The organism is Stenotrophomonas maltophilia, assembly GCF_900186865.1.
Lineage (GTDB): Bacteria > Pseudomonadota > Gammaproteobacteria > Xanthomonadales > Xanthomonadaceae > Stenotrophomonas > Stenotrophomonas maltophilia.
The window spans coordinates 2,307,135-2,327,024 of record NZ_LT906480.1 but is presented as its reverse complement, the minus strand read 5'-3'; the positions used below and the strand labels follow the sequence as shown (position 1 = coordinate 2,327,024).

General features: G+C 65.9%; 14 protein-coding genes and 1 pseudogene. 6 read left to right on the top strand and 9 right to left on the bottom strand.

Annotated features, from left to right (window positions below; all coding sequences use genetic code 11):
* Positions 1-23: 23 nt before the first annotated feature.
* Positions 24-1,451: an amino acid permease gene (locus tag CKW06_RS11275; RefSeq protein ID WP_024958328.1), complete on the top strand. Its 1,428-nt coding sequence runs from the start codon at positions 24-26 to the stop codon at positions 1,449-1,451.
* 266 nt (positions 1,452-1,717) lie between these two features.
* Here CKW06_RS11275 and CKW06_RS11270 read toward each other — a convergent pair whose 3' ends face one another.
* Positions 1,718-2,071, bottom strand: a complete 354-nt coding sequence (locus CKW06_RS11270; RefSeq protein WP_024958327.1) for a hypothetical protein — start codon at positions 2,069-2,071, stop codon at positions 1,718-1,720.
* A 225-nt stretch (positions 2,072-2,296) separates the two neighbouring features.
* Positions 2,297-2,671: a hypothetical protein gene (locus CKW06_RS11265; RefSeq protein WP_005413186.1), complete on the bottom strand. Its 375-nt coding sequence runs from the start codon at positions 2,669-2,671 to the stop codon at positions 2,297-2,299.
* Positions 2,672-2,923: 252 nt separating this feature from the next.
* Here CKW06_RS11265 and CKW06_RS11260 point away from each other — a divergent pair, with 252 nt between their 5' ends.
* The 3 genes from CKW06_RS11260 to mtnC all read left to right on the top strand — a co-directional run bounded on the left by CKW06_RS11260 (position 2,924) and on the right by mtnC (position 4,913).
* Positions 2,924-3,565 (top strand): methylthioribulose 1-phosphate dehydratase, encoded by a 642-nt coding sequence (locus CKW06_RS11260; protein ID WP_024958326.1) that lies wholly within the window; start codon positions 2,924-2,926, stop codon positions 3,563-3,565.
* A gap of 91 nt (positions 3,566-3,656) precedes the next feature.
* Entirely contained in the window at positions 3,657-4,214 is a 558-nt protein-coding gene (locus tag CKW06_RS11255; protein ID WP_005409451.1) for a 1,2-dihydroxy-3-keto-5-methylthiopentene dioxygenase, read from the top strand.
* A gap of 3 nt (positions 4,215-4,217) precedes the next feature.
* Positions 4,218-4,913, top strand: coding sequence for an acireductone synthase (mtnC, locus tag CKW06_RS11250; RefSeq protein WP_024958325.1), 696 nt, complete (start codon positions 4,218-4,220; stop codon positions 4,911-4,913).
* A 128-nt stretch (positions 4,914-5,041) separates the two neighbouring features.
* Here the strand turns inward: mtnC and CKW06_RS11245 are convergent, their stop codons facing one another.
* From CKW06_RS11245 to CKW06_RS11220, 6 genes are all read right to left on the bottom strand, one after another.
* A complete protein-coding gene (locus tag CKW06_RS11245; protein ID WP_024958324.1) occupies positions 5,042-7,660 on the bottom strand; it encodes a beta-mannosidase in 2,619 nt (872 codons plus the stop codon).
* A 91-nt stretch (positions 7,661-7,751) separates the two neighbouring features.
* The gene (locus CKW06_RS11240; protein WP_024958323.1) at positions 7,752-8,978 is read right to left on the bottom strand and encodes an AGE family epimerase/isomerase; all 1,227 of its coding nucleotides are present in this window, start codon (positions 8,976-8,978) and stop codon (positions 7,752-7,754) included.
* A complete protein-coding gene (locus tag CKW06_RS11235) occupies positions 8,975-9,970 on the bottom strand; it encodes a carbohydrate kinase family protein (RefSeq protein WP_024958322.1) in 996 nt (331 codons plus the stop codon). The genes CKW06_RS11240 and CKW06_RS11235 overlap by 4 nt, the downstream gene beginning before the upstream one ends.
* A 7-nt stretch (positions 9,971-9,977) precedes the next feature.
* Positions 9,978-11,291: an L-fucose:H+ symporter permease gene (gene fucP, locus CKW06_RS11230; RefSeq protein ID WP_005409446.1), complete on the bottom strand. Its 1,314-nt coding sequence runs from the start codon at positions 11,289-11,291 to the stop codon at positions 9,978-9,980.
* Positions 11,292-11,351: 60 nt separating this feature from the next.
* The gene (locus tag CKW06_RS11225; RefSeq protein ID WP_005413180.1) at positions 11,352-12,401 is read right to left on the bottom strand and encodes a LacI family DNA-binding transcriptional regulator; all 1,050 of its coding nucleotides are present in this window, start codon (positions 12,399-12,401) and stop codon (positions 11,352-11,354) included.
* A gap of 96 nt (positions 12,402-12,497) precedes the next feature.
* A complete protein-coding gene (locus CKW06_RS11220; protein ID WP_024958321.1) occupies positions 12,498-14,963 on the bottom strand; it encodes a GH92 family glycosyl hydrolase in 2,466 nt (821 codons plus the stop codon).
* Positions 14,964-15,803: 840 nt separating this feature from the next.
* On the opposite strand from CKW06_RS11220, the pseudogene CKW06_RS11215 reads away from it, so the two are divergent.
* Positions 15,804-18,945, top strand: a pseudogene (locus CKW06_RS11215) (TonB-dependent receptor).
* Positions 18,946-19,148: 203 nt separating this feature from the next.
* Positions 19,149-19,343: a heavy-metal-associated domain-containing protein gene (locus tag CKW06_RS11210; protein ID WP_005409441.1), complete on the top strand. Its 195-nt coding sequence runs from the start codon at positions 19,149-19,151 to the stop codon at positions 19,341-19,343.
* Between the two features lie 80 nt (positions 19,344-19,423).
* Here CKW06_RS11210 and cueR read toward each other — a convergent pair whose 3' ends face one another.
* Complete coding sequence (gene cueR / locus CKW06_RS11205) at positions 19,424-19,879, bottom strand: Cu(I)-responsive transcriptional regulator (RefSeq protein ID WP_005409440.1); 456 nt, start codon at positions 19,877-19,879, stop codon at positions 19,424-19,426.
* Positions 19,880-19,890 lie beyond the last annotated feature (11 nt).

Below are 19,890 nucleotides of genomic sequence, written 5' to 3'. Positions count from 1 at the left end.
GCGCTTCGACAAGACCACCACACATGTTCAAGCAACTGTGGGCCACCAAGCACCCGCATGCCGCCCATGAAGACGCCAACGGCCTGAGCCTGCGCCGCCACCTCGGCCCCTGGGGCCTGACCGCCCTCGGTATCGGCGCGGTGATCGGCGGCGGCATCTTCGTCATCACCGGCCAGGCCGCCGCCAACCACGCCGGCCCGGCCATCATGCTGTCCTTCGTACTGGCCGCCATCTGCTGCGCCTTCTGCGCGCTGGCCTATGCCGAGTTCGCCTCGATGGTGCCGGTCTCCGGCAGCGCCTACACCTACACCTACGCCACCTTCGGCGAGCTCTCGGCCTGGTTCATCGGCTGGATGCTGGTGCTCGAATACGGCGTCTCCGCCTCGGCGGTGGCGGTCAGCTGGACCGGCTACTTCCTCAGCCTGCTCAGCCAGTTCGACATCCATCTGCCAGCGGCGCTGGTCAGTGCGCCACTGGACGCACAGCTGCGCCCCACCGGCGCGATCGCCAACCTGCCGGCCGCCGCACTGGTGCTGCTGCTGACCTGGCTGTGCTACGTCGGCATCAGCAAGTCCTCGGCGATGAACATGGCGATGGTCGTGCTCAAGACCGGCCTGATCGTGCTGGTCATCGTGGTCGGCTGGAAGTACGTGGACACCAGCAACTGGACCCCGTTCATCCCGGCCAACGAAGGCCCCGGCAAGTACGGCATGGAAGGCGTGCTGCGTGGCGCGGCGATGGTGTTCTTCGCCTACATCGGCTTCGAGGCGGTGTCGGTGGCGGCACAGGAGTCGAAGAATCCTCAGCGCGACATGCCGTTCGGCATGATGCTGTCGCTGGTGATCTGCACCGTGCTGTACATCGCGATGGCCGCGGTGATGACCGGCCTGGTGCCGTTCCAGCTGCTGGGCACCGATGAGCCGGTGGTGACTGCCGTGGCCGCGCATCCGCAGCTGGGCTGGCTGCGCTGGGTGGTCGAGGTCGGCGCGCTGGTCGGCCTGTCCTCGGTGGTGCTGGTGATGATCATCGGCCAGCCGCGCATCTTCATGATCATGGGCCGCGACGGCCTGCTGCCGCCGGTGTTCACCAGGATCCACCCGAAGTACCGCACCCCGCACATCAACACCGTGATCACCGGCATCGGCATCGCGCTGCTGGCGGCGCTGTTCCCGCTGGACATCCTCGGCGAGCTGACCTCGATGGGCACGCTGATCGCGTTCGCCGCAGTCTGTGCCGGCGTGCTGATCCTGCGCCGTACCCAGCCGGACCTGCCGCGCCCGTTCCGCATGCCGATGGCGTGGCTGATCTGCAGCCTGGGCGTGTTGAGCTGCCTGGCGCTGCTGTCAGCGATGACGATGTACAACTGGATGCTGATGGGGGTGTGGACGTTCGTCGGTTTCGTGATCTATTTCTGCTACGGGTTCCGGCACAGCCGCCTGCGGGTGGAGTAAAGGGATTGCAGGGCCTGCGGCCCTGCACCCGCCTTTGAAGCCGGAGCAACGGCAACGGCAACAGCGGGTCTGAGGGTTTGGCGGGGAGGGGCGAGATTGCGGGGGGCGCTGCAAGTACATCCCTGTAAGCTCGGTCGCCGCATCCATGCGGCTCACGCCCCCGCAACCTCACCCCTCCCACCTTCGACACTCTCCCGGCGCATCCGGTGGATCCACGCCATGCGTGGATGATGATCATTCCCAGCGACCAGGGCGCCCGACGATGATCATCTGCGGCCAAACCAGATGGTCTTCTGTATCCAGCCTGCGCCGCCCATGCAGCCCATGGAGTGCTCGTGATTCTCCTTGGCGTTGACGTCCACGGTGTGGCGCTCGGTCTTTGGCATCAGCATCTTCTTGTATTTGCCATCCACGTCGCATGTCTCGCCTTCCTTGCAGACGGTCAGCACCTCGATCTCCTCGGTGCGCTCGACAACCTCAATCTTCTCCGGCCACTTCTCGTTCGCTTCGGCCCTGCAGTGCCAACGCGACTCATCCAGCGGATCGGCATGGTCGCTGAAGCGTGCCCATTCGGTCGCACAACCGCCGGTCAACAGCGCAAGCCCCGCAGCAACGGCCATCGCATACACGTAGCCATCTCCATCATCACTTCTCGATTTCCGGTCGCAGCACGCGCTCGTACTTTCCGTCCACGCCGTACGTGTTCTTGTCCTGCCCCCTGCTCGTCTCCAGCCTCAACGCCTGAACGGTTCGCAGAGCCAGATCATTCTCCGCTGGCCCCTGTTGCCTCGACTCCGTTGAGCAGCAACCGGTCGAGCCCCTGTCGTCCGCTGCGCCGGCTCCGCCTAGCGGCGATTGAACCAGATGAGCTGCTGCTGCCAGCCGGCACCGGCCATACAGGCATTGAACTCGCTGCTGCGGTCGGACGCGTTGACGTCCACGATGTAACTCTCCTCTTTCGGCATGGGTACCATGTTGTACTTGCCGTCAATGGCGCAGACTTCATCAAGCCTGCAGGGCACCTTGCGGTCTTCGTAGACGGTGCGCGTGGCCACTTCATTCCTGACCGGCCAGTGATCGTCGGCCTGCGCCCTGCAACTCGAATGGGCGGGGCCGAATGACCGCGCACCCGCATCCATCTTCACCCATTCCATCGTGCAGCCACTGCTGGCAAGCATGATGCCAATCACCCCCATCATCCCCATCGCGCGCGCGATCATCGAAGTACTCCTTTTCTTGGCGCTCGCCGGAACTTCTGCGGCAATCCGATGATGTTTCGCGGCAAGAGGGCTGTCCACGACCGGAATCGCTTCCAGCGGGAGCGCTGCCCTCCCCATTCAGCCAGCGCTGTGCTTGCCTCGATCCACCCCCTGCGCGCCGCCTGCCAGCACACCGCTTCGCGTTGCCCACGCAGCAGGCAGGCGGTACCCGCGCGGGCCCAGCATCGGGCCGGATCACGTAAAATGCCGTCCATGGACACCACCACCTTCCCCTACGACACCGCCCGCCTGGGCGAACTGGCCCAGCTGCTGATCGACAACGTCCGCGAACTGGCCCAGGCCGGCTGGACCCCGGCCACCAGCAGCAACTTCTCCCACCGCCTGGACGACCGCCACGCCGCGATCACCGTCTCGGGCAAGGACAAGGGCCGCCTGATCGAGGACGACATCATGGTGGTGGACTTCGACGGCCAGGCCGTCGGCCGCCCGTTGCGCCCCTCCGCCGAAACCCTGCTGCACACCCAGCTGTACCGCCGCTTCCCGGAAATCGGCTGCGTACTGCACACCCATTCGCCGGTGCAGACCATTGCCTCGCGCCTGTACGCGCCGCAGGGTCATGTGCACCTGGAAGGCTACGAACTGCTGAAGGCCTTCGCCGGCAACAGCACCCACGAGATGGCCATCGACGTACCGGTGTTCGCCAACACCCAGGACATGAACGTGCTTTCGAAGCAGGTCGATGATCTGCTCGACCGCCAGAACCTGTGGGGCTACCTGATCGACGGCCACGGCCTGTACGCCTGGGGCCGTGACATGGCCGAGGCGCGCCGTCATCTGGAAGCCTTCGAATTCGTGTTCCACTGCGAACTGGAACTGCGCAAGCTGCGCGGCTGAACCCGCGCGCAGGTGCAGATGCCGATCCGGAATCTGCACCTCGCCCCACCCTGATACCCTGTCTTCCCCCCGAGACGTTCAAGCTGCCGCCATGAGCCGACTGCGCATCTACGACGACACCCGCCCCGAATCGCCGCTGCTGGACACCCAGGACGGCGCGGTCATCGCTGCCGAACTGCAGAAGATCGGCGTCACCTTCGAGCGCTGGCAGGCCACCGCGCCAGTCGCGCCGGGCGCCAGCCAGGAGGAAGTGTTCGCTGCCTACCGTGCGGACATCGACCGCCTGGTCGCCGAGCGCGGCTTCAAGAGCGTGGACGTCGCCTCGATCGCCCCGGACAACCCGAACCGCGCCGAGCTGCGGAAGAAGTTCCTCGACGAGCACTTCCACAAGGAAGACGAGGTGCGCTTCTTCGTCGCAGGCTCCGGCCTGTTCACCCTGCACGTGGGTGACAAGGTCTATGAGATCGAGTGCGTGAAGGACGACCTGATCGCCGTGCCCGATGGCACCACCCACTGGTTCGACATGGGCGATGAACCGAGCTTCGTGGCGATCCGCTTCTTCACCGAGCCGGACGGCTGGGTGGGTCATTTCACCGGCACCGACATCGCGCAGAAGTTCCCCCGTTACGTACCTACCCAGGCGTCCTGATCCATGCAGCCCCGCGTCATCCTGACCGACATCGAAGGCACCACCAGCAGCATCTCGTTCGTCAAGAACGTGCTGTTCCCCTATGCCCGCAAGGCCTTGCCGGCGTTCGTTGCCGAACATGGCCAGCAGCCGGAGGTCCGCCGCTGGCTGGACGCGGTGGCTACCGAGATCGGTGGCGCCTGCCAGGACAGCCTGGTGGCCGAGACCCTGCAGGGCTGGATCGACCAGGACCGCAAGCACACTGCACTGAAGGCGCTGCAGGGCCTGATCTGGGATGAAGGCTACCGCCGCGGCGACTACACCGCGCACTTCTACCCGGAAGTGGCGCCGGTGCTGAAAGGCTGGCATGCCGCCGGCCTGCCGCTGTACGTGTACTCCTCCGGCTCGGTGCCGGCGCAGAAGCTGTTCTTCGGTTTCAGCGATGCCGGTGACCTCAGCCCGCTGGTGTCGGGCTGGTTCGATACCGAGATCGGCGGCAAGCGCGAGGCCGACAGCTACCGCCGCATCGTGCAGGCGATCGGCGTGCCGGGCGGCGAGATCGTGTTCCTGTCGGATGTGGTGGAGGAATTGGACGCCGCCCGCGAAGCCGGCCTGCAGACCCGCCTGATCGATCGCCTGGACGATTACCCGATGCCGCGCATCGGCCAGGCCGCCAACGGCCACGAGCGGGTCGAGAACTTCCAGCAGATCCAGCTGTAAAGAAGAGAGGTGTGCGGACCAACGGTCCGCACCTACCCGTCTCCGCGTCTGGTGGATGCCAACCTTGGTTGGCATGTTCGGTGTGTGCCAACCAAGGTTGGCATCTACCAAAACAGGATGTGCCGCCCTCAACGATCGTTGAGGGTCTTCAGCTTCATTGCTTCGCGCAGGGTCGTCAGGTCCACCGGGCCACGCACCGCGATATCGCGGATTTCGCCCGGCAGCAGATCCAGCAGGTTGTCTTCGACCTGCACATCCAGCGCGCCGAAATCGATCCACGTCGCGCGCACGTAAGCCGCGCTTTCCAGGCGCAGACGGTAGTGATCGCCTTCGATGGACAAGGTGGCCTTCAGCTTCTGCCGCGGCAACACCTGGTCCTTGGCTTCGACGAATCCGACGATCTGGCGGGCACTGACCGCCCCGTTCTGCAGCAGCTCGAACACGGCCACCGTGCGCTTCGGATCGGCACCGGCCAGCAGCTCGGCATCGCGGAAATCACCGATCGAGGTGACGCCCGCCGCCGTCAACGTCACCGCGTCCTCGCGACGACGCAGCACCTTGCCATCCACATCCATCACCCGCAGCCGCCAATGTGCATCTGCGGCAGCGCCATCATTGATCAGGCGCACCCGCGTACTGCCCTCATCACGCAATGCCGCCAGCGTGACCGGCGCGAAGAAGCGCCGCGCGGCGTAGTGCAGCGCCTTCCAGCGACCGAAGTAGTCCACGCTGGACCATGAAGCACCCGGCCAGACGTCGTTGAGCTGCCAGTACAGCGAGCCCATCGTGTACGGCCGCGAGGCGCGATGGTGCAGCGCGGCCAGCGCGATGCCATCGGCCTGCATCACCTGGCCGAGGTAGACGAAGTCCTCGAAGTCCTTCGGCGTGCCATAGCCCAGTTCGATGTAGTGCAGCAGGCGGCTGTTGCCCTCGCCGGCCATGAATTTCTGGTGCGCGCGGATCACCGGGCTGTCGATGCGCTGCTCGGCGCGGGTGGCAATCTGGTCCACGGTGGCCACCGACGGCCATGCCTGCAGGCCGTACTCGGACATGAAGCGCGGCGTCTCGCGCAGGTAAGCCTGCACCGGCAGCGCCGGATTGCCCCAGACCTGCCAGTAGTGCTTGTCGCCACGGGTCGAGTCGTTCGCCTTTTCGTCCAGGTCGTTACTGGGCGAGCTGGACCAGTACGGCACGCCCAGCCCCTCCTCACCCACTACCTGGCGCAGGTCATTGCCGAACAGGTCGACATAGCCCTGCCAGACCTTCTCGGCAAACGCCGGGTCGGCCGCCTTCAGGTCGCGGCCGTGGCCCCAGTCCTTCCAGGCGGTTTCTTCCTCGTTGTTGCCACACCACAGCACGATGCTGGGGTGATGGCGCAGCCGGCGCACATTGTCGCGTGCCTCGGCCACCACGCTGGCACGGAAGGCCGGATCGTAGCCCGGCTGCATGCCACCACCGAACATGAAGTCCTGCCAGACCAGCAGGCCCAGTTCGTCGGCGATGTCGAAGAAGGCATCGTCCTCGTAGTAGCCGCCCCCCCAGTTGCGCAGCATGTTCATGTTGGCGTCGCGTGCGGCGGTCAGCACCTGGCGCAGGCGCGCGGCGTCGACCCGTGCGGGGAAGGCATCGAACGGAATGACGTTGGCGCCCTTTGCGAAGATCTCCACGCCGTTGATGACCAAAGCGAAGCCCTGCCCGCCCTTGCCGTCTTGCTCGCGGCGCAGTTCAACCGTGCGCAGGCCGATGCGCTGCTCGCGCACCAGCGCTGCATCGGCGCCACCGTCCAGGCGGGCCTGCACGGTGTAGCGGTCCTGTGCACCGTGGCCGACCGGCCACCAGCGCTGCGGCTTGACCAGTTCGACCGGTACTTCGACGGCGTTCTGGCCGGGCTTCAGCAGCACCGTGCGCTGCACCTGGGCCACGATGCGACCCTGCGGATCGCGCACATCGACATTCACCACCGCAGAACCGGCCGCCGCGCCCTGCTCCATCTCCAGCAGCACGGCCAGCTTCGCCTGCTCCGCGCTCAATGCATCGGTACGCACGGCAAGATCGGTCAGGCGGTGCGCATCCCAGGCCTGCAGGTCGACCCAGCGCCACACGCCGGCGGTGACATAGCGCGGGCCCCAGTCCCAGCCGAAGTGATAGGCCGGCTTGCGCGCGAAGTTGCCGACCATCGCGTCCTTGGGCTCATCGCCATAGGGCGAAGGATAGTTGCCGGCGATCTTGTGCGGCATCGCCTGTACACCGGGAAGCAGTGTGCGGATTGGTGAACGGAACACGATCTGCAGTTCATTGCCATTCGCGCGCAGGCGCCCGTCCACGCGCGCACGCCAGGTGCGGTGCGCGTTGTCCGCGCTCAGCAGCGGCCTGCCGTTGAGGCTGACTTCGGCATAGGTATCCAGCCCGTCGAAGCGCAGCTCGGCATTGGGCTTGGCCAGTGTCGCCGCATCCACGTCGAAGCGGGCGCGGTATTCCCAGGCAGCCAGCCCGATCCATTGCAGCTCTGCCTCAGGCGCACCGACGTACGGATCGCGGATCAGCGCGTGGGCGAGCAGGTCGGTGTGCACGCTGCCCGGCACCTTCGCCGCACGCCACTGCTGCAGGCCCGGGTGGGCGGCGCCCTGCGCATCGCCGGGCAGCATGCGGAATTCCCATCGCGCCTGCAGCGGGGCTGCAGTTGCCGGGAAGGCGCAGACTGCGATCAGCAGCAGGAGCAGACGGACAACGAGGGAAAGACGATGCACGCGGAGCTCCTGTTTTTCCGCCGGGCGTCGCCCGGCGCTACCGATTCCGGATTGCCAGGCATGGCCTGGCACTACTGCCTTCGAACGATCTTCAGCGCAGCACGTTCAACACTTCGTAGCACGCGCCCATGGTGTGGTAATCCACCTTGCCGGCCGGGCTCTTCTCGTCGCTGTACTTGCGGTTGTCGGCATCAAGGATGCGGAACCAGGCACCGTACTGGTGGTCGACGAAGTACTCCCACGAGTAGGCCCAGATGCGTTCATACCACTGCCAGTAGCGGTCATCACCGGTGCGCTTGGCCATCAGTGCGGCGGTGGCCAGCGTTTCGGCCTGCACCCAGAAATACTTGTCGTCGTCGCAGACGAAGCTGTCGCCACCGATCGGCGCACCGTCCATGCCCGGCTGTCGGCGCGTTTCCGGTGCGAAACCGTAGTACAAGCCACCGCGCGCTTCGTCCCAGCTGCGCGCCACGGCCACATCGAACAGGTGCTGCGCGGTCGGCACCAGCCAGTCGGCCTGCACGTGGCGATCGAGGATCAGCAACAGCTTGGCCCATTCGGTCTGGTGGCCGGGCTGGAAGCCCCACGGGCGGAACAGGTGCTTGGGGTCGTCCAGGTTGTAGTCCCAGTCGATCTCCCAGTTCTCATCGTAGTGCTCCCAGACCAGCCCGCCGGCCTTGGCCGCCTGGCGGCGGGTCATGTTGTCGGCCAGCTGCAGCGCACGCTCGACATAGCGCTGCTCACCACTGGCCTCGAACGCCGCCAGCATCGCCTCGCACATGTGCATGTTGGCGTTCTGGCCGCGATAGCCGGTGAAGTTCCACTGGCCATCGGCCTCGTCCTTGTACAGGCCGTGCTGTGGCTCCCAGAAGCGCGCTTCCAGCAGCTGCCAGGTTTCGTCCATCCACTCGCGGGCCTGCTCGACACCGGCCTTCAGCGCGCAACTGTAGGCCAGCAGCACGAACGCCACGCCGTAGCAGTGGTTCATGTCGTCCTCGACCTTGCCATCACGCAGGGTCCAGGCGTAGCCACCGGTGGCCGGGTTGCGGTGCACCTCGCGCAGGTAGCGCACGCCGTGCTCGACCGCCTCGCGGTACTCGGCATTGCCGAATTCGCGGTAGGCCATCGCGTAGTTGAAGACGAAGCGCGTGCTGCTCACCAGGTGGCGGTGGCTGGCATCGTAGACGCTGCCGTCATCCCGGAAGTAGTGAAAGAAGCCGCCGTCCGGATCGATGCAGCGCGGATGGTAGAACGCCATGGTATCGGCGATGTGCGCGCGCAGGAACGCGGGCGAACGGAAATCGGGCGAGGTGCTCATGCGGTAATGTCCTGTGCCTGCAGCAGCTGCTGCACTTCATCGAGCAAGGGCATTGCGGCGAACGCGCCCTTGCGGGTAACAGCCAGCGCCCCCACGGCGGCGCCGAAACGCAGCGTGGCGGTGATCGCCTCCGGGTCCTGGCAGAACGCAGCGAAACCAGCGCCCGCCCCACCGCGCTCCAGCAGGCCGACCAGCACGCCGCCGACGAAGGCATCGCCAGCAGCCGTGGTGTCGACCGTGGCCACGCGGAAACTGGTGACCGTGCCGTGGTTGTCGCGGGTGTACCAGTGCAGCGTGGCCGCACCGTCGGTGACGATGACCCAGCGCGCCTGCGCGGCCAGCAGGCGCCGCAGCACCGTCGCCTCGCCGTCACTGCCCAGCGGCGCGGCCAGGTAGTCCAGTTCCTCGCGCGACAGCTTGACCAGATCGGCGCGTTCCAGCGCCTGCCACAGGCGCGGCGTCGGATCCTCGTTCGCCGGCCACAGCGCGGGACGCAGGTTCAGATCGAGGCTGACCACCGCGCCGGCCGCACGTGCACGGTCCATGCCGGCAAAGGTCGCCTCGGCGATGCCCGGCTCGGTCAGGCTGTTGGAGCAGACGTGGAAGCACTGCGCGCTGTCGAGGCAGGCGGCCTGGAAATCGCTGTCACGGAACAGCAGGTCGGCGGCCGGCGGGCGGTAGAAGCTGAAGCTGCGCTCGCCACTGGCGTCGAGGGCGACGAAGGCCAGCGCGGTCTTCGCCGCATCGGTACGCACGATGTAATCCGTGCCCACGCCGTGCTCGACCAGGCTGTCGGCCAGGAAGTCACCGAACATGTCACGGCCGAGCATGCCGACGAACTGGGTCTTCGCGCCCAGCCGCGCAGCGGCCACGGCAACGTTGGCCGGCGCCCCGCCGGCGTACTGCAGGAACGCCCGCGGCGTATCGGCCGAGGCCGGCGGCTGCGCTAGTAGATCGATCAAAATTTCGCCGAAGCAAACGATGGAACCCATTCCGGACTCAGCCTCCCTGCGTTGCGGAAGCCGGCGTACGTGCGCCGACCAGTCCGTAGAAAATGATGTAGCCGTAGCACAGCAGCGGCAGGATGAAGCTGGCCTGCACACCGATGTGGTCGGCCAGCACGCCCTGCAGGTACGGCACCACCGCACCGCCGACGATGGCCATGATCAGCAGGCTGGAACCCTTGTTGGTCAGCGGGCCCAGGCGCTCGATGCTCAGCGCGAAGATGGTCGGGAACATGATCGAATTGAACAGGCCGATCGCCACCACCGAGTACAGCGCGATGTTGCCGGAGGTCAGCATGGTCGTGACCAGCAGCCCCACGTTGACCAGCGCGAAGATCGCCAGCAGGCGGCTGGGCGAGAAGCGCGCCAGCAGCGCCGAGCCGGCGAAGCGGCCGATCATCGCCATCGTCCAGTAGGCCGACACGTAATGCGTGGCTTCCTGCTCGCTGAAGCCGCCGATGTTGGGCATCGACAGGTAGTTGACCAGGAAGCTGCCGATCGAAACTTCGGCACCGACGTAGAAGAAGATGCCCAGCACACCCAGCAGCAGGTGGCGCTTGCGCAGCGCATCCAGGTAGCTGTGGTGGTGGCCCTGGTCGGCCTGCTCGGTGGCGTCGCTCAGTGCCGGCAGGCGGAACAGGTATACGAACAGCGCCAGCAGCACCAGCGCAACGGCCAGCCCCACGTACGGGCCCTGCACGGCCTGCGCCTCGGCGGCACGGTAGGCCAGCTGTTCGGCGGCCGGCAGTGCCGCGATGTCATCGGCACTCTTCACCGTGTTGGACAGGATCAGCATGCCGCCGAAGATCGGGGCGATGGCCGTGCCCAGCGAGTTCAGCGCCTGCGCCAGGGTCAGGCGGCTGGAGCTGGTCTGCTCCGGGCCCAGCAGCGCGACGTAGGGATTGGCAGCAACCTGCAGCACGGTGATGCCGGTGGCCAGAACGAACAGTGCGCCCAGGAAGGCGCCATACACGCGCAGCTCGGCCGCCGGCCAGAAGCCCAGCGCACCGATACCGGCAATCACCAGGCCGGCCACGATGCCCTTCTTGTAGCCCAGCGCCGCCACCAGGCGACCCGCCGGCAGCGACATCAGGAAATAGGTGCCGAAGAAGGTGAACTGCACCAGCATCGCCTTGGCGTAGTTCAGCTCGAACACCGCCTTCAAGTGCGGGATCAGGATGTCATTGAGGCAGGTCAGGAAGCCCCACATGAAGAAGATCGTGGTGACCACGGCCAGCGCCTTGCCGTTGGTGACGGCAGGTGCGTTGCCCGAAGATCCCGTTGGACGGGGCGTTGCGGAGATCGGCATGCGGTACGCGCCTCGATGCGCGGAAGGTCGTTGTTGCGTGGAAGGGGTGTATGGAATAAATCAGTTCGGTCGTGCGGCACTGCTTTCGCGGATGCGCAACTGCACCGGCGCGACCGTGCGCCGTGGCGGCGCGTCCGGTTCGTCCAGTCGTTGCAGCAGCAGCGCCGCAGCTTGCCGGCCCCGCTCGCGCGGATCGGCGGTGAGCGTGGTCAACGGCGGCACCGCTACCGCAGCCTCGGAAATATCGTCGAAGCCGGTAACGGCAAAGTCACCTCCCGGACGGATGCCCCGTGAATTCAAGCCCAGCATCAGGCCCAGCGCGACGGTGTCGTTGTAGCAGACCGCCGCACTCGGCCGATGGCCATCGGCAAACAGCTCATCGGTGCGCGCAGCGGCTTCCAGACGGTTCGGCGCCGACTCGATCATCCAGCCCGGCGGCAGCGACAGACCGGCCTCGGCCAGCGCCTGCTGGAAACCGGCACGGCGCTGGTGGCACGAGCTCGATGCAGCGTGGCCGCCGAAGAAGGCGATCTGGCGATGGCCGCGCTCGATCAGGTGACGCGTGGCCAGATAGGCGCCGTGCTGGTTGTCCAGGGTCAGGAAGTCCCAGTCGGCCCCTTCCAGTTCGCGGTTGAACAGCAGCACGTTGGCATTGGCACCCAGTGCCTGTCGCAACTGCACGGTATCGCTGCCCTCGGCCGGCGACAGGATCAGGCCGGCCGGGGTGTGCTCCATCAACGTGGACAGCACGGCCTGCTGGCGCTCCGGCGATTCGCCAGTGCTGCCGAGCAGGGTCACGTAACCGCGTCCGCCCAGCGCCTCGTCCACGCCGGACGCGAATTCGGCGAAGAACGGGTTGGAAAGATCGTTGATCACCAGCGCGATGCTCGACGAGGTACGTCGACGCAGGTTGGCGGCAGCGCGGTTGTAGACATAGCGCTGCCGGCGCAGCTCGGCCTCGACCTTGGCACGGGTATCGACGTTGACCAGCGGGCTGCCGCGCAACACCAGCGACACGGTCGCCCGTGACACGCCGATGGCACGCGCGATGTCGGTCACCGTCACTGCCTTGCCGGCGCGCTTGCTGGGACTGCTGCCGTTGTCGTTCATCGTCTTCCCGGACTCCGCTGGAGGCTCAAGCCTAATGGATCAGGGCCGTGTCGTGCCGTGCCGTTCGCTGGGTCACCGCGAACGGCACAGTCCGGCTCAGCGCAGCTGGCTGCCCGGTGCCGCGCACCAGGACACCGGCAGGTCCTTCACCGCCGTACCCCAGCCCTGCTCCGGCGCCTTCGCGTCAAGCGCGAACTGCAGGCGCGGGCCCTGCTGCAGCTGGTTCCAGTCCAGCCAGACCGGCGCATGCGCCTGGCCATCGACCTGCACGCCCTGAACGTACTGCAGGCGGCGGCCATCGGCACCCGGCGCGTCGATGCGCAGCGTCCGGCCATTGCCCATGTCCAGTTCCACCTTGCTGAAGCGCGGGGTGTGCAGCAGGAACTGGCCGCTGCCCGGCACCGCCGGATACACGCCGATGGCGCTGAAGAGATACCAGGCCGACATCGTGCCGAGGTCGTCGTTGCCAGTCACGCCATTGGGCGCGTTGGTGAACAACTGCTGCGCGGCGCGCACCACGGCGGCGGTCTTCCACGGCTGGCCGATCAGCGTGTACAGCCACGGCGAATGCAGGTCCGGCTCGTTGTTCGGGTTGTAGCGGAACTGGTTGTAGTAGCTGTACGGCCCGACCACCCACTCCTTGCGGGCGGCGTTGAGCGGATCGGCCTGCAGCGCGTCCATCGCGAAGAACGCGTCGAGGCGGCGGCCGGCCTGTTCGCGGCCCTGCATCGCTTCGACCAGCCCCGGCACGTCCTGCTGCGCCAGCCACTGGTACTGCCACGCCGTGCCCTCATGGAAACCGTGGTGCGAACGCGGGCTGTAGTGGCCATCGGCCGGGGTGTACCACTGGCCATCCTCGGTGCGCGGGCGCGGGAAACCGGTGAAGCCGGTCTCGGCGTCGCGCACCTGCGGGTCCCACACCTTGCGCCAGTTGCGGCCGCGCTCACGCAGCGTCGCCGCGTCCTGCGCATGGCCGAGGCCATCGGCCATCTGCGAAAGCGCACAGTCGGCCAGTGCGTATTCCAAGGTAGCCGAACCGCCGTGGTGCGGATCGACGTCCATGCCCTTGGACGGGAACGCGCGGTCGTAGACCACGTAGCCCTTTTCCAGGTAGGTCGGGTTGCCGGAACGGCCGGCCATGCGCGAGTTCAGCGGCGGCGTGCCGAAGGCATTGCGGCGCAGCGCATCCCAGGCCTGCGATTCTCGGCCCTTGAGCGCACCGAAGCGCCACAGGTCGACCATGAACGGGGTGACCGGATCGCCGGTCATGATGTTGGTCTCGAAGTTGGCATAGCCCCAGCGCGGCAGCCAGCCGCCCTGCTCGTCGATCGCCAGCAGGGTACGGCCGATGTCGCGCGCCACGTCCGGGCGGGTCAGTGCCAGCCACTGGTTCTGCGCGCGGTAGGTATCCCACAGCGAGAAGTACTCGTAGTAGGTCCAGCCATCGGCACGGTGGATGCCATCGTCATAGCCGCGGTAGCGGCCGTCGGCGTCGTTGCCGGTCATCGGCTGCAGCAGCACGTGGTAGACCGCGCTGTAGAACACAGCGCGGTCGTCGGCGGTGCCGCCCTGCACGCGCACCCGGCCCAGCTGCTCGCGCCACGACTGCTGGGACAGCGCGCGCATCCGGTCGAAACCGAGCAGCGCCCCGCCCTGCATGCCCTCCGCGCGCAGGTTGATGCGCGCGCCTTCGGCATCCACATGCGATATCGCGCTGATCGCCGTTACCGACTGGCCCTTGGCGAGGTCGAAGCTGAGCCAGGCACCGTTCGGCTTCTGTTCGCCTTCCATGCTGTGGCGCGCACCCGGCAGGCCGCCGCCCTCGCCCCAGGTGCCATGCGCCTTGAACGGGCGGTCGAACTCGATGCGGAACCAGGTGGTGTACTGATGGCCGCCGCAGAAACTTTTGGTCACCAGCTTGCCCTCGACCACGCGGTCGCCGACCACATCGACTACGCTGCCGATCACCGAGTGGCGTTCGTTGGCCTGGCCGACGTTGACCAGCACGTGGCCCTCGCCCTGGCGCTGGCTGAAGGTGTAGCGCTCGGCCGCGGCACGTGTACGCGCGGTGGCCTCGGCATCGATGCCGCCGTAGCTGGTCAGGCGCACCTTGTAATAGCCGGCCTGGCCGATCTCGCCGTCATGCGTGTACAAAGCGGCATAGGTCTTGTGGTTGAAGTTCTTGGCATCAGCAGTATCGAAATCGCCGCCCGGACCGATGCTGCCGGTGACCGGCAGGATCGACACCTGCCCGCCCTGCTCCCAGCAACCGGCGCCGGAGATGAAGGAGTGGCCGAAACCGCGGATCTTCTCGTCGTCGTAGCGCCAGCCCGAATAGTGGCTGCCGATCGGGCTGACCTGGATCAGGCCGAACGGTGCCGATGCGCCGGGGAAGGTATTGCCGTCGTCCTTGCTGCCGATGAAGGTGTTGACCTCGCGCTCCAGCGCCGCCGGTGCGGCCTGCAGCAGCATCGGCATGGCCGAAAGCGCCAGCAGACAGGCCAGGCGCGCCAGCGGGCGGGAGGACAATGGGACGGCGGGAGCGGACGGCACTGGACGCATGTCGGGTTCCTGTAGTCGATGACGCGGAGGCAGACGGCCGGGATCGTTCGGCACCGTTCCGCTGAGCCCTGCCCTGCAGAGAGCTCCCCCTGGAATGACGTCCGACCCACCAGACCGTGGATTTAGATCGATTCAAGTAGAGCATGCGGATTCAGCCGAATGCATTCTGCGGCGCAGCATGAGAGGGGGTGTTCGGCAGGGCTGCGCCCTGCACCTGCCGAAGCCGAAGCAACAGCAAAAGCCGACTATCCGTGGGATGGCAGGACCGTTGGCGCCATGGATGGCGCCATCGAGCCCCCAGGGGTGAGGGCGCTTTGCTTGCGAAGCACTGCTTCGCAAGCGCCCGAACGCACAGCCGCCAGCGGCTGGGCCGGACCCCGGAAGGGGGGTTTACGGCGTGTCCTGCCAGCCCACACCGCCCCGCCAAACCAGCAGAAAACCAGAGCCGCTTTGGCTTTGGCTTTGGCTTTGGCTTTGGCTTTGGCCGTTGCCCTGGCTTCAAGCAGGTGCAGGGCGCAGCCCTGCCGACCCACCCTCCCCTGCGCACGAAAACGATTTCACTGTTTTCAGCAAACCGTCATCCCTTCGCCACGCCAGTACCATATTGCGCAGCAGCATGCGCCCACGGGCGACCCATGCTAAAAAACGCCCGCCCATCGCTTAGATCGATCCAAGACGACATTGCGATGGCCGGGAGTTGGGGAAGCGGCAACAGGACGTACCAGGCCACGCGCACGGTGCAACTGCCACTGCATGGCGATAGCGACAATGTCACTTCAAATTAGATCGATTCAAGTTGTCCGTGCCACGTCACCGGATCAATCCAGGAGAGAGGGAGAGATGGGAATGAAGCATTCAACACGTACGCATGGCCAGGACGCACTGTCGCTGGCCATCGCGCTGGCCCTGGCCGCCGCCGTCGTTCCGGCCGGCGCCGCCGCGCAGCAGGCAACCACCACCGGCTCGCAGGAAGCCACCAACCTGGAGCGTCCAGGTCACCGGCTACCGCTACGCCATCGAAAAGAGCCTTGAGCAGAAGCGCGACGCCAATGCCGTGGTCGAAGTGATCACCGCCGAGGATGTCGGCAAGTTCCCCGACAAGAACGTGGCCGACGCATTGCAGCGCGTGCCCGGCGTGATCATCACCCGCAGCGGTGGCGAGGGTAAGAACGTCAGCGTGCGCGGCCTGGCCTCGGACCTGACCCTGACCCAGTTGAACGGCAATTACGTCGCCACCTCGGAAACCAATGACGAGGCCTCGCGTTCGTTCAACTACACCCTGCTGCCATCGAACATGCTGTCGGCAGCCGAGCTGTACAAGACGCCGGAAGCACGCATCGACGAAGGCGGCATCGGCGGCACCGTGATCCTGCGCACCCGCCGTCCACTGGACATGGAAGCCAACTCTGGCTTCGCCTCGATCGAAGGCACCTCGTCGGACACCAGCAGTGGTGTCGACCCGCAGGCATCGGCGATGTACTCCTGGCACAGCAAGGACGAGCGCTTTGGCCTGCTGATCGGCGCGACCAAGCAGGTTCGCACCAACCGCAGCATGGAAGTCAGTACCGAAGACTGGCAGTGGTACAGCGACCGTGTCGATGCCAACGGCGGCGTCATCCATGACTACGTCTGGAACGCGGCGGGCCGCACGCGTAATCCGGCCGTCGACGTGTACGGCAACGCCTTGCCTGACGCCTCCCAGTTCTGGGGCCGCTCGGGCATCTACAACCAGAATGGTGGCCACTACTCCGGCTTCTTCATGCCGACGTCGGTCAACTTCGCAGTGCGTGACGAGCGCCGCGAGCGCACCGGCGGCCAGCTGACGTTCCAGTTCAAGCCCCTCGACAACGTCACGATGACGGCGAACTACTTCCGCTTCGAACTGCAGGGCAACTACACCCAGAACATGCTGAAGGTTCCGGAATGGAACCTGGCGCGCGTGGCCGGCGACGGCAACTGGGAAGGTGGCCGCATGCTCAACGGCTTCACCATGGACCCCAGTGGCACCATCGTGACCGGTGCGCAGTACCAGATGCAGCCGGGTCGCAACTACATCTGCAGCGAAGACCAGGCCGCCGCCGCCGGCCTGCGCCCAGGCGGCTGGGGCCCGGATGACTGCACCATCCCTACCCCGCAGCTGACCGGCACCTACAGCAAGGAAAAGGCGCTGTCGCAGACCGCGGACCTGACCATCGACTGGGACATCAGCCCGTTGTGGAAGGCCAGCTTCGCCGGTGGCCGGACGTGGTCCGAAGGTGGCCCGTCGATGAACTTCCGCATGTCGGCCAAGCCGCGCCGCCAGGTCAACGGCCAGTGGCAGGCCGGCAACACCTACAGCGCGTGGGACCTGACCGGCACGCCGTCGGTGAACTTCTCGCCCGACCTGCAGCAGCAGCTGATGAACGGCATCGCCGAAGTGGACACCGGCTCGACCGATTCGTCGTGGAAGCGCACCGAGGTCAAGCAGAACCACTTCCAGGCTGACTTCACCAAGCTGTTCGAGGCCGGCTGGCTGGATTCGATCCAGTTCGGCGCCAAGTACAGCGATGGCAAGGTCCACCGCAATACCGGCAACACCTACTGGGTCTGCCAGGGAGCCGACCCGAGCGATTACAGCAAGCGTTACCAGGCGGGTTGTGATTCGACCGCCGGCATCGCCCAGCCCGGCTTCTTCCTGTCAAAGCCGATGGACAACATCGCCGGTGGGTTCAACGCCAACGTGTTCCCGGGCATCAACTACCCGGCCTACATCGACTACCTGAACAACCGCTACGGCGGCGTGCAGAACCGTACCGAGGACGACTTCGTCTACGACGTGCAGGAAAAGGTGTACTCGGGCTACTTCCAGGCCAACTTCCGCACCGAGCGCCTGCGCGGCAACATCGGCGTGCGCGTGGCACGGACCAAGCAGCACGCCGCCTCCAGCGATTCGGTCGAACGCTTCAATGACTATTTCGCCGACAACGCTGCCGGCTCGCCCTTGGCCTGCACCGATCCGTCAGCAGCGGCCCTGCTCGGCTCCAACAGCGGCTATGGCTGCGAAAGCGGCTTCGTGCGCCTGCCGGATGCACTGGCCCGCGCCAAGACCTACGAACTGTCCTCGCTGGAAAAGACCTACACCGACATCCTGCCGAGCTTCAACATCGCCTGGGACATCACCGATTCGCTGGTGCTGCGCGGTGCTGCATCGAAGGTCATTGCCCGCCCCAGCTACACCAACATCGCCTACCCCGGCGGCCTCAGCTACTACTCCGATGAGTACAGCAACGACCGTCGCGTTGCCGGTGGTGCCACCAACCCCGGCTGGTATGGCTCGGGCAGCAACAAGGAACTGGAACCGTTCAAGGCCACCCAGTACGACCTGAGCCTGGAGTGGTACTTCAAGCCGGGTGCCGTGGCGGGTGTGGGCGTGTTCCGCAAGGACGTCAAGAACTTCACCGTGCCGGTGGTGCGCGACCAGCAGATGAACGTCGGCGGCCAGAACGTGACCGTGCAGAAGTATGAGACCCAGGCCAACGGCCGTGACGGCGTGTCGCAGGGCGTGGAAATCTACGGCCAGTACACCCTGGACTTCGGCCTCGGCTTCCAGGCCAACTACACCTACAACGACACCAACATGGCCTCGGTGGAGATCAACGGCGAACAGATCGGTTCCTCGCCACTGGTGGGCAGTGCCAAGAACCAGGCCAACTTCACCATGTTCTACGAGAACGAGAAGTTCCTCGCACGCGCCTCTTACAACCGTCGCGGCGTGGTGGTCGGTGGCCTCAACAACGGCTTCAGCTCTTACTCCGAGCCGTACGACCAGCTGGATCTGAACGCCGCATACAACATCCGTGAAGACCTGGCACTGACCGCTTCGGTGCTCAACGTCACCAAGTCCGAGCAGCGTGTGCACCTGGGCAACGACACCAAGGCGCGCCTGCTGTCCAACACCTACTCGGGCCGCCAGTACTACGTCGGCCTGACCTGGAAGTTCTAAGGCAACACCGGGTTGCCCGGGCGTGCCCCGGTGCAACCCACGCCCCGCCCTGGCGGGGACGTTCCTCCACGGCAGCCGCGCTGGTACAGGTGGCTGCCGTTTTTTCTTGTCGGCGCTTGCCTTTCGTTCAGCCCGGCGCTTGACCCTGCCATCGTTGGAAGGTGCACACTGACTCCACCCCAAGAGCACCGAAGGAGCTACAGATGGAATTCCATGTCGATGGCATGACCTGCGGCGGCTGCGCGCGCAGCGTGACCCGTGCGATCCAGCAGATCGATCCCAACGCCAGCGTGGTCGCCGACCCGCCGACCGGCCTGGTCAAGGTGCAGACCACCGCATCGCAGGAAGACGTCTTCGCCGCAGTGAACGACGCAGGCTTCCCGCCGCGTACTGCCTGATCCCCTGCCCCCGTCTCACACAGGAAAGCCCGCCCGGTGCCGCTGCACCCGGCGGGCTTTTTCATGCATGCGATATCGAGTCAATGCTTGTGCGTACGCCGCCGCACCGCACCGGTCTTCGCGGTATCGACCGGCACCGGCGTCTGATCGTCCTCACCCAGCCGCTGTAGGATCGGGCACTCCGGGCGCTCGTCGCCGGCACAACAACTGATCAGCGATTTCAGCGTGTCGGCCATCTGCCGCATGTGCTCGATGCGCTGTTCCAGATCGGCAATGTGCTGTTCGGCCAGGTGCTTCACGTCGGCGCTGTGCCGCGAGGTGTCATTCCAGAGGCCCAGAAGATCAGTGATCTCGGCCACCTGGAAGCCGAGATCGCGCGCGCGGCGAATGAAGCGCAGACGGTGGATGTCCGCCTGCGAATACGCCCGGTAGCCCGACTCGGTTCTATCAGCGGCGGGAATCAGACCGATCTGTTCGTAGTAGCGGATCATCTTCGCCGACACGCTGGAGGCCTTGGCAGCTTCACCGATGTTCATACGGATCTCCT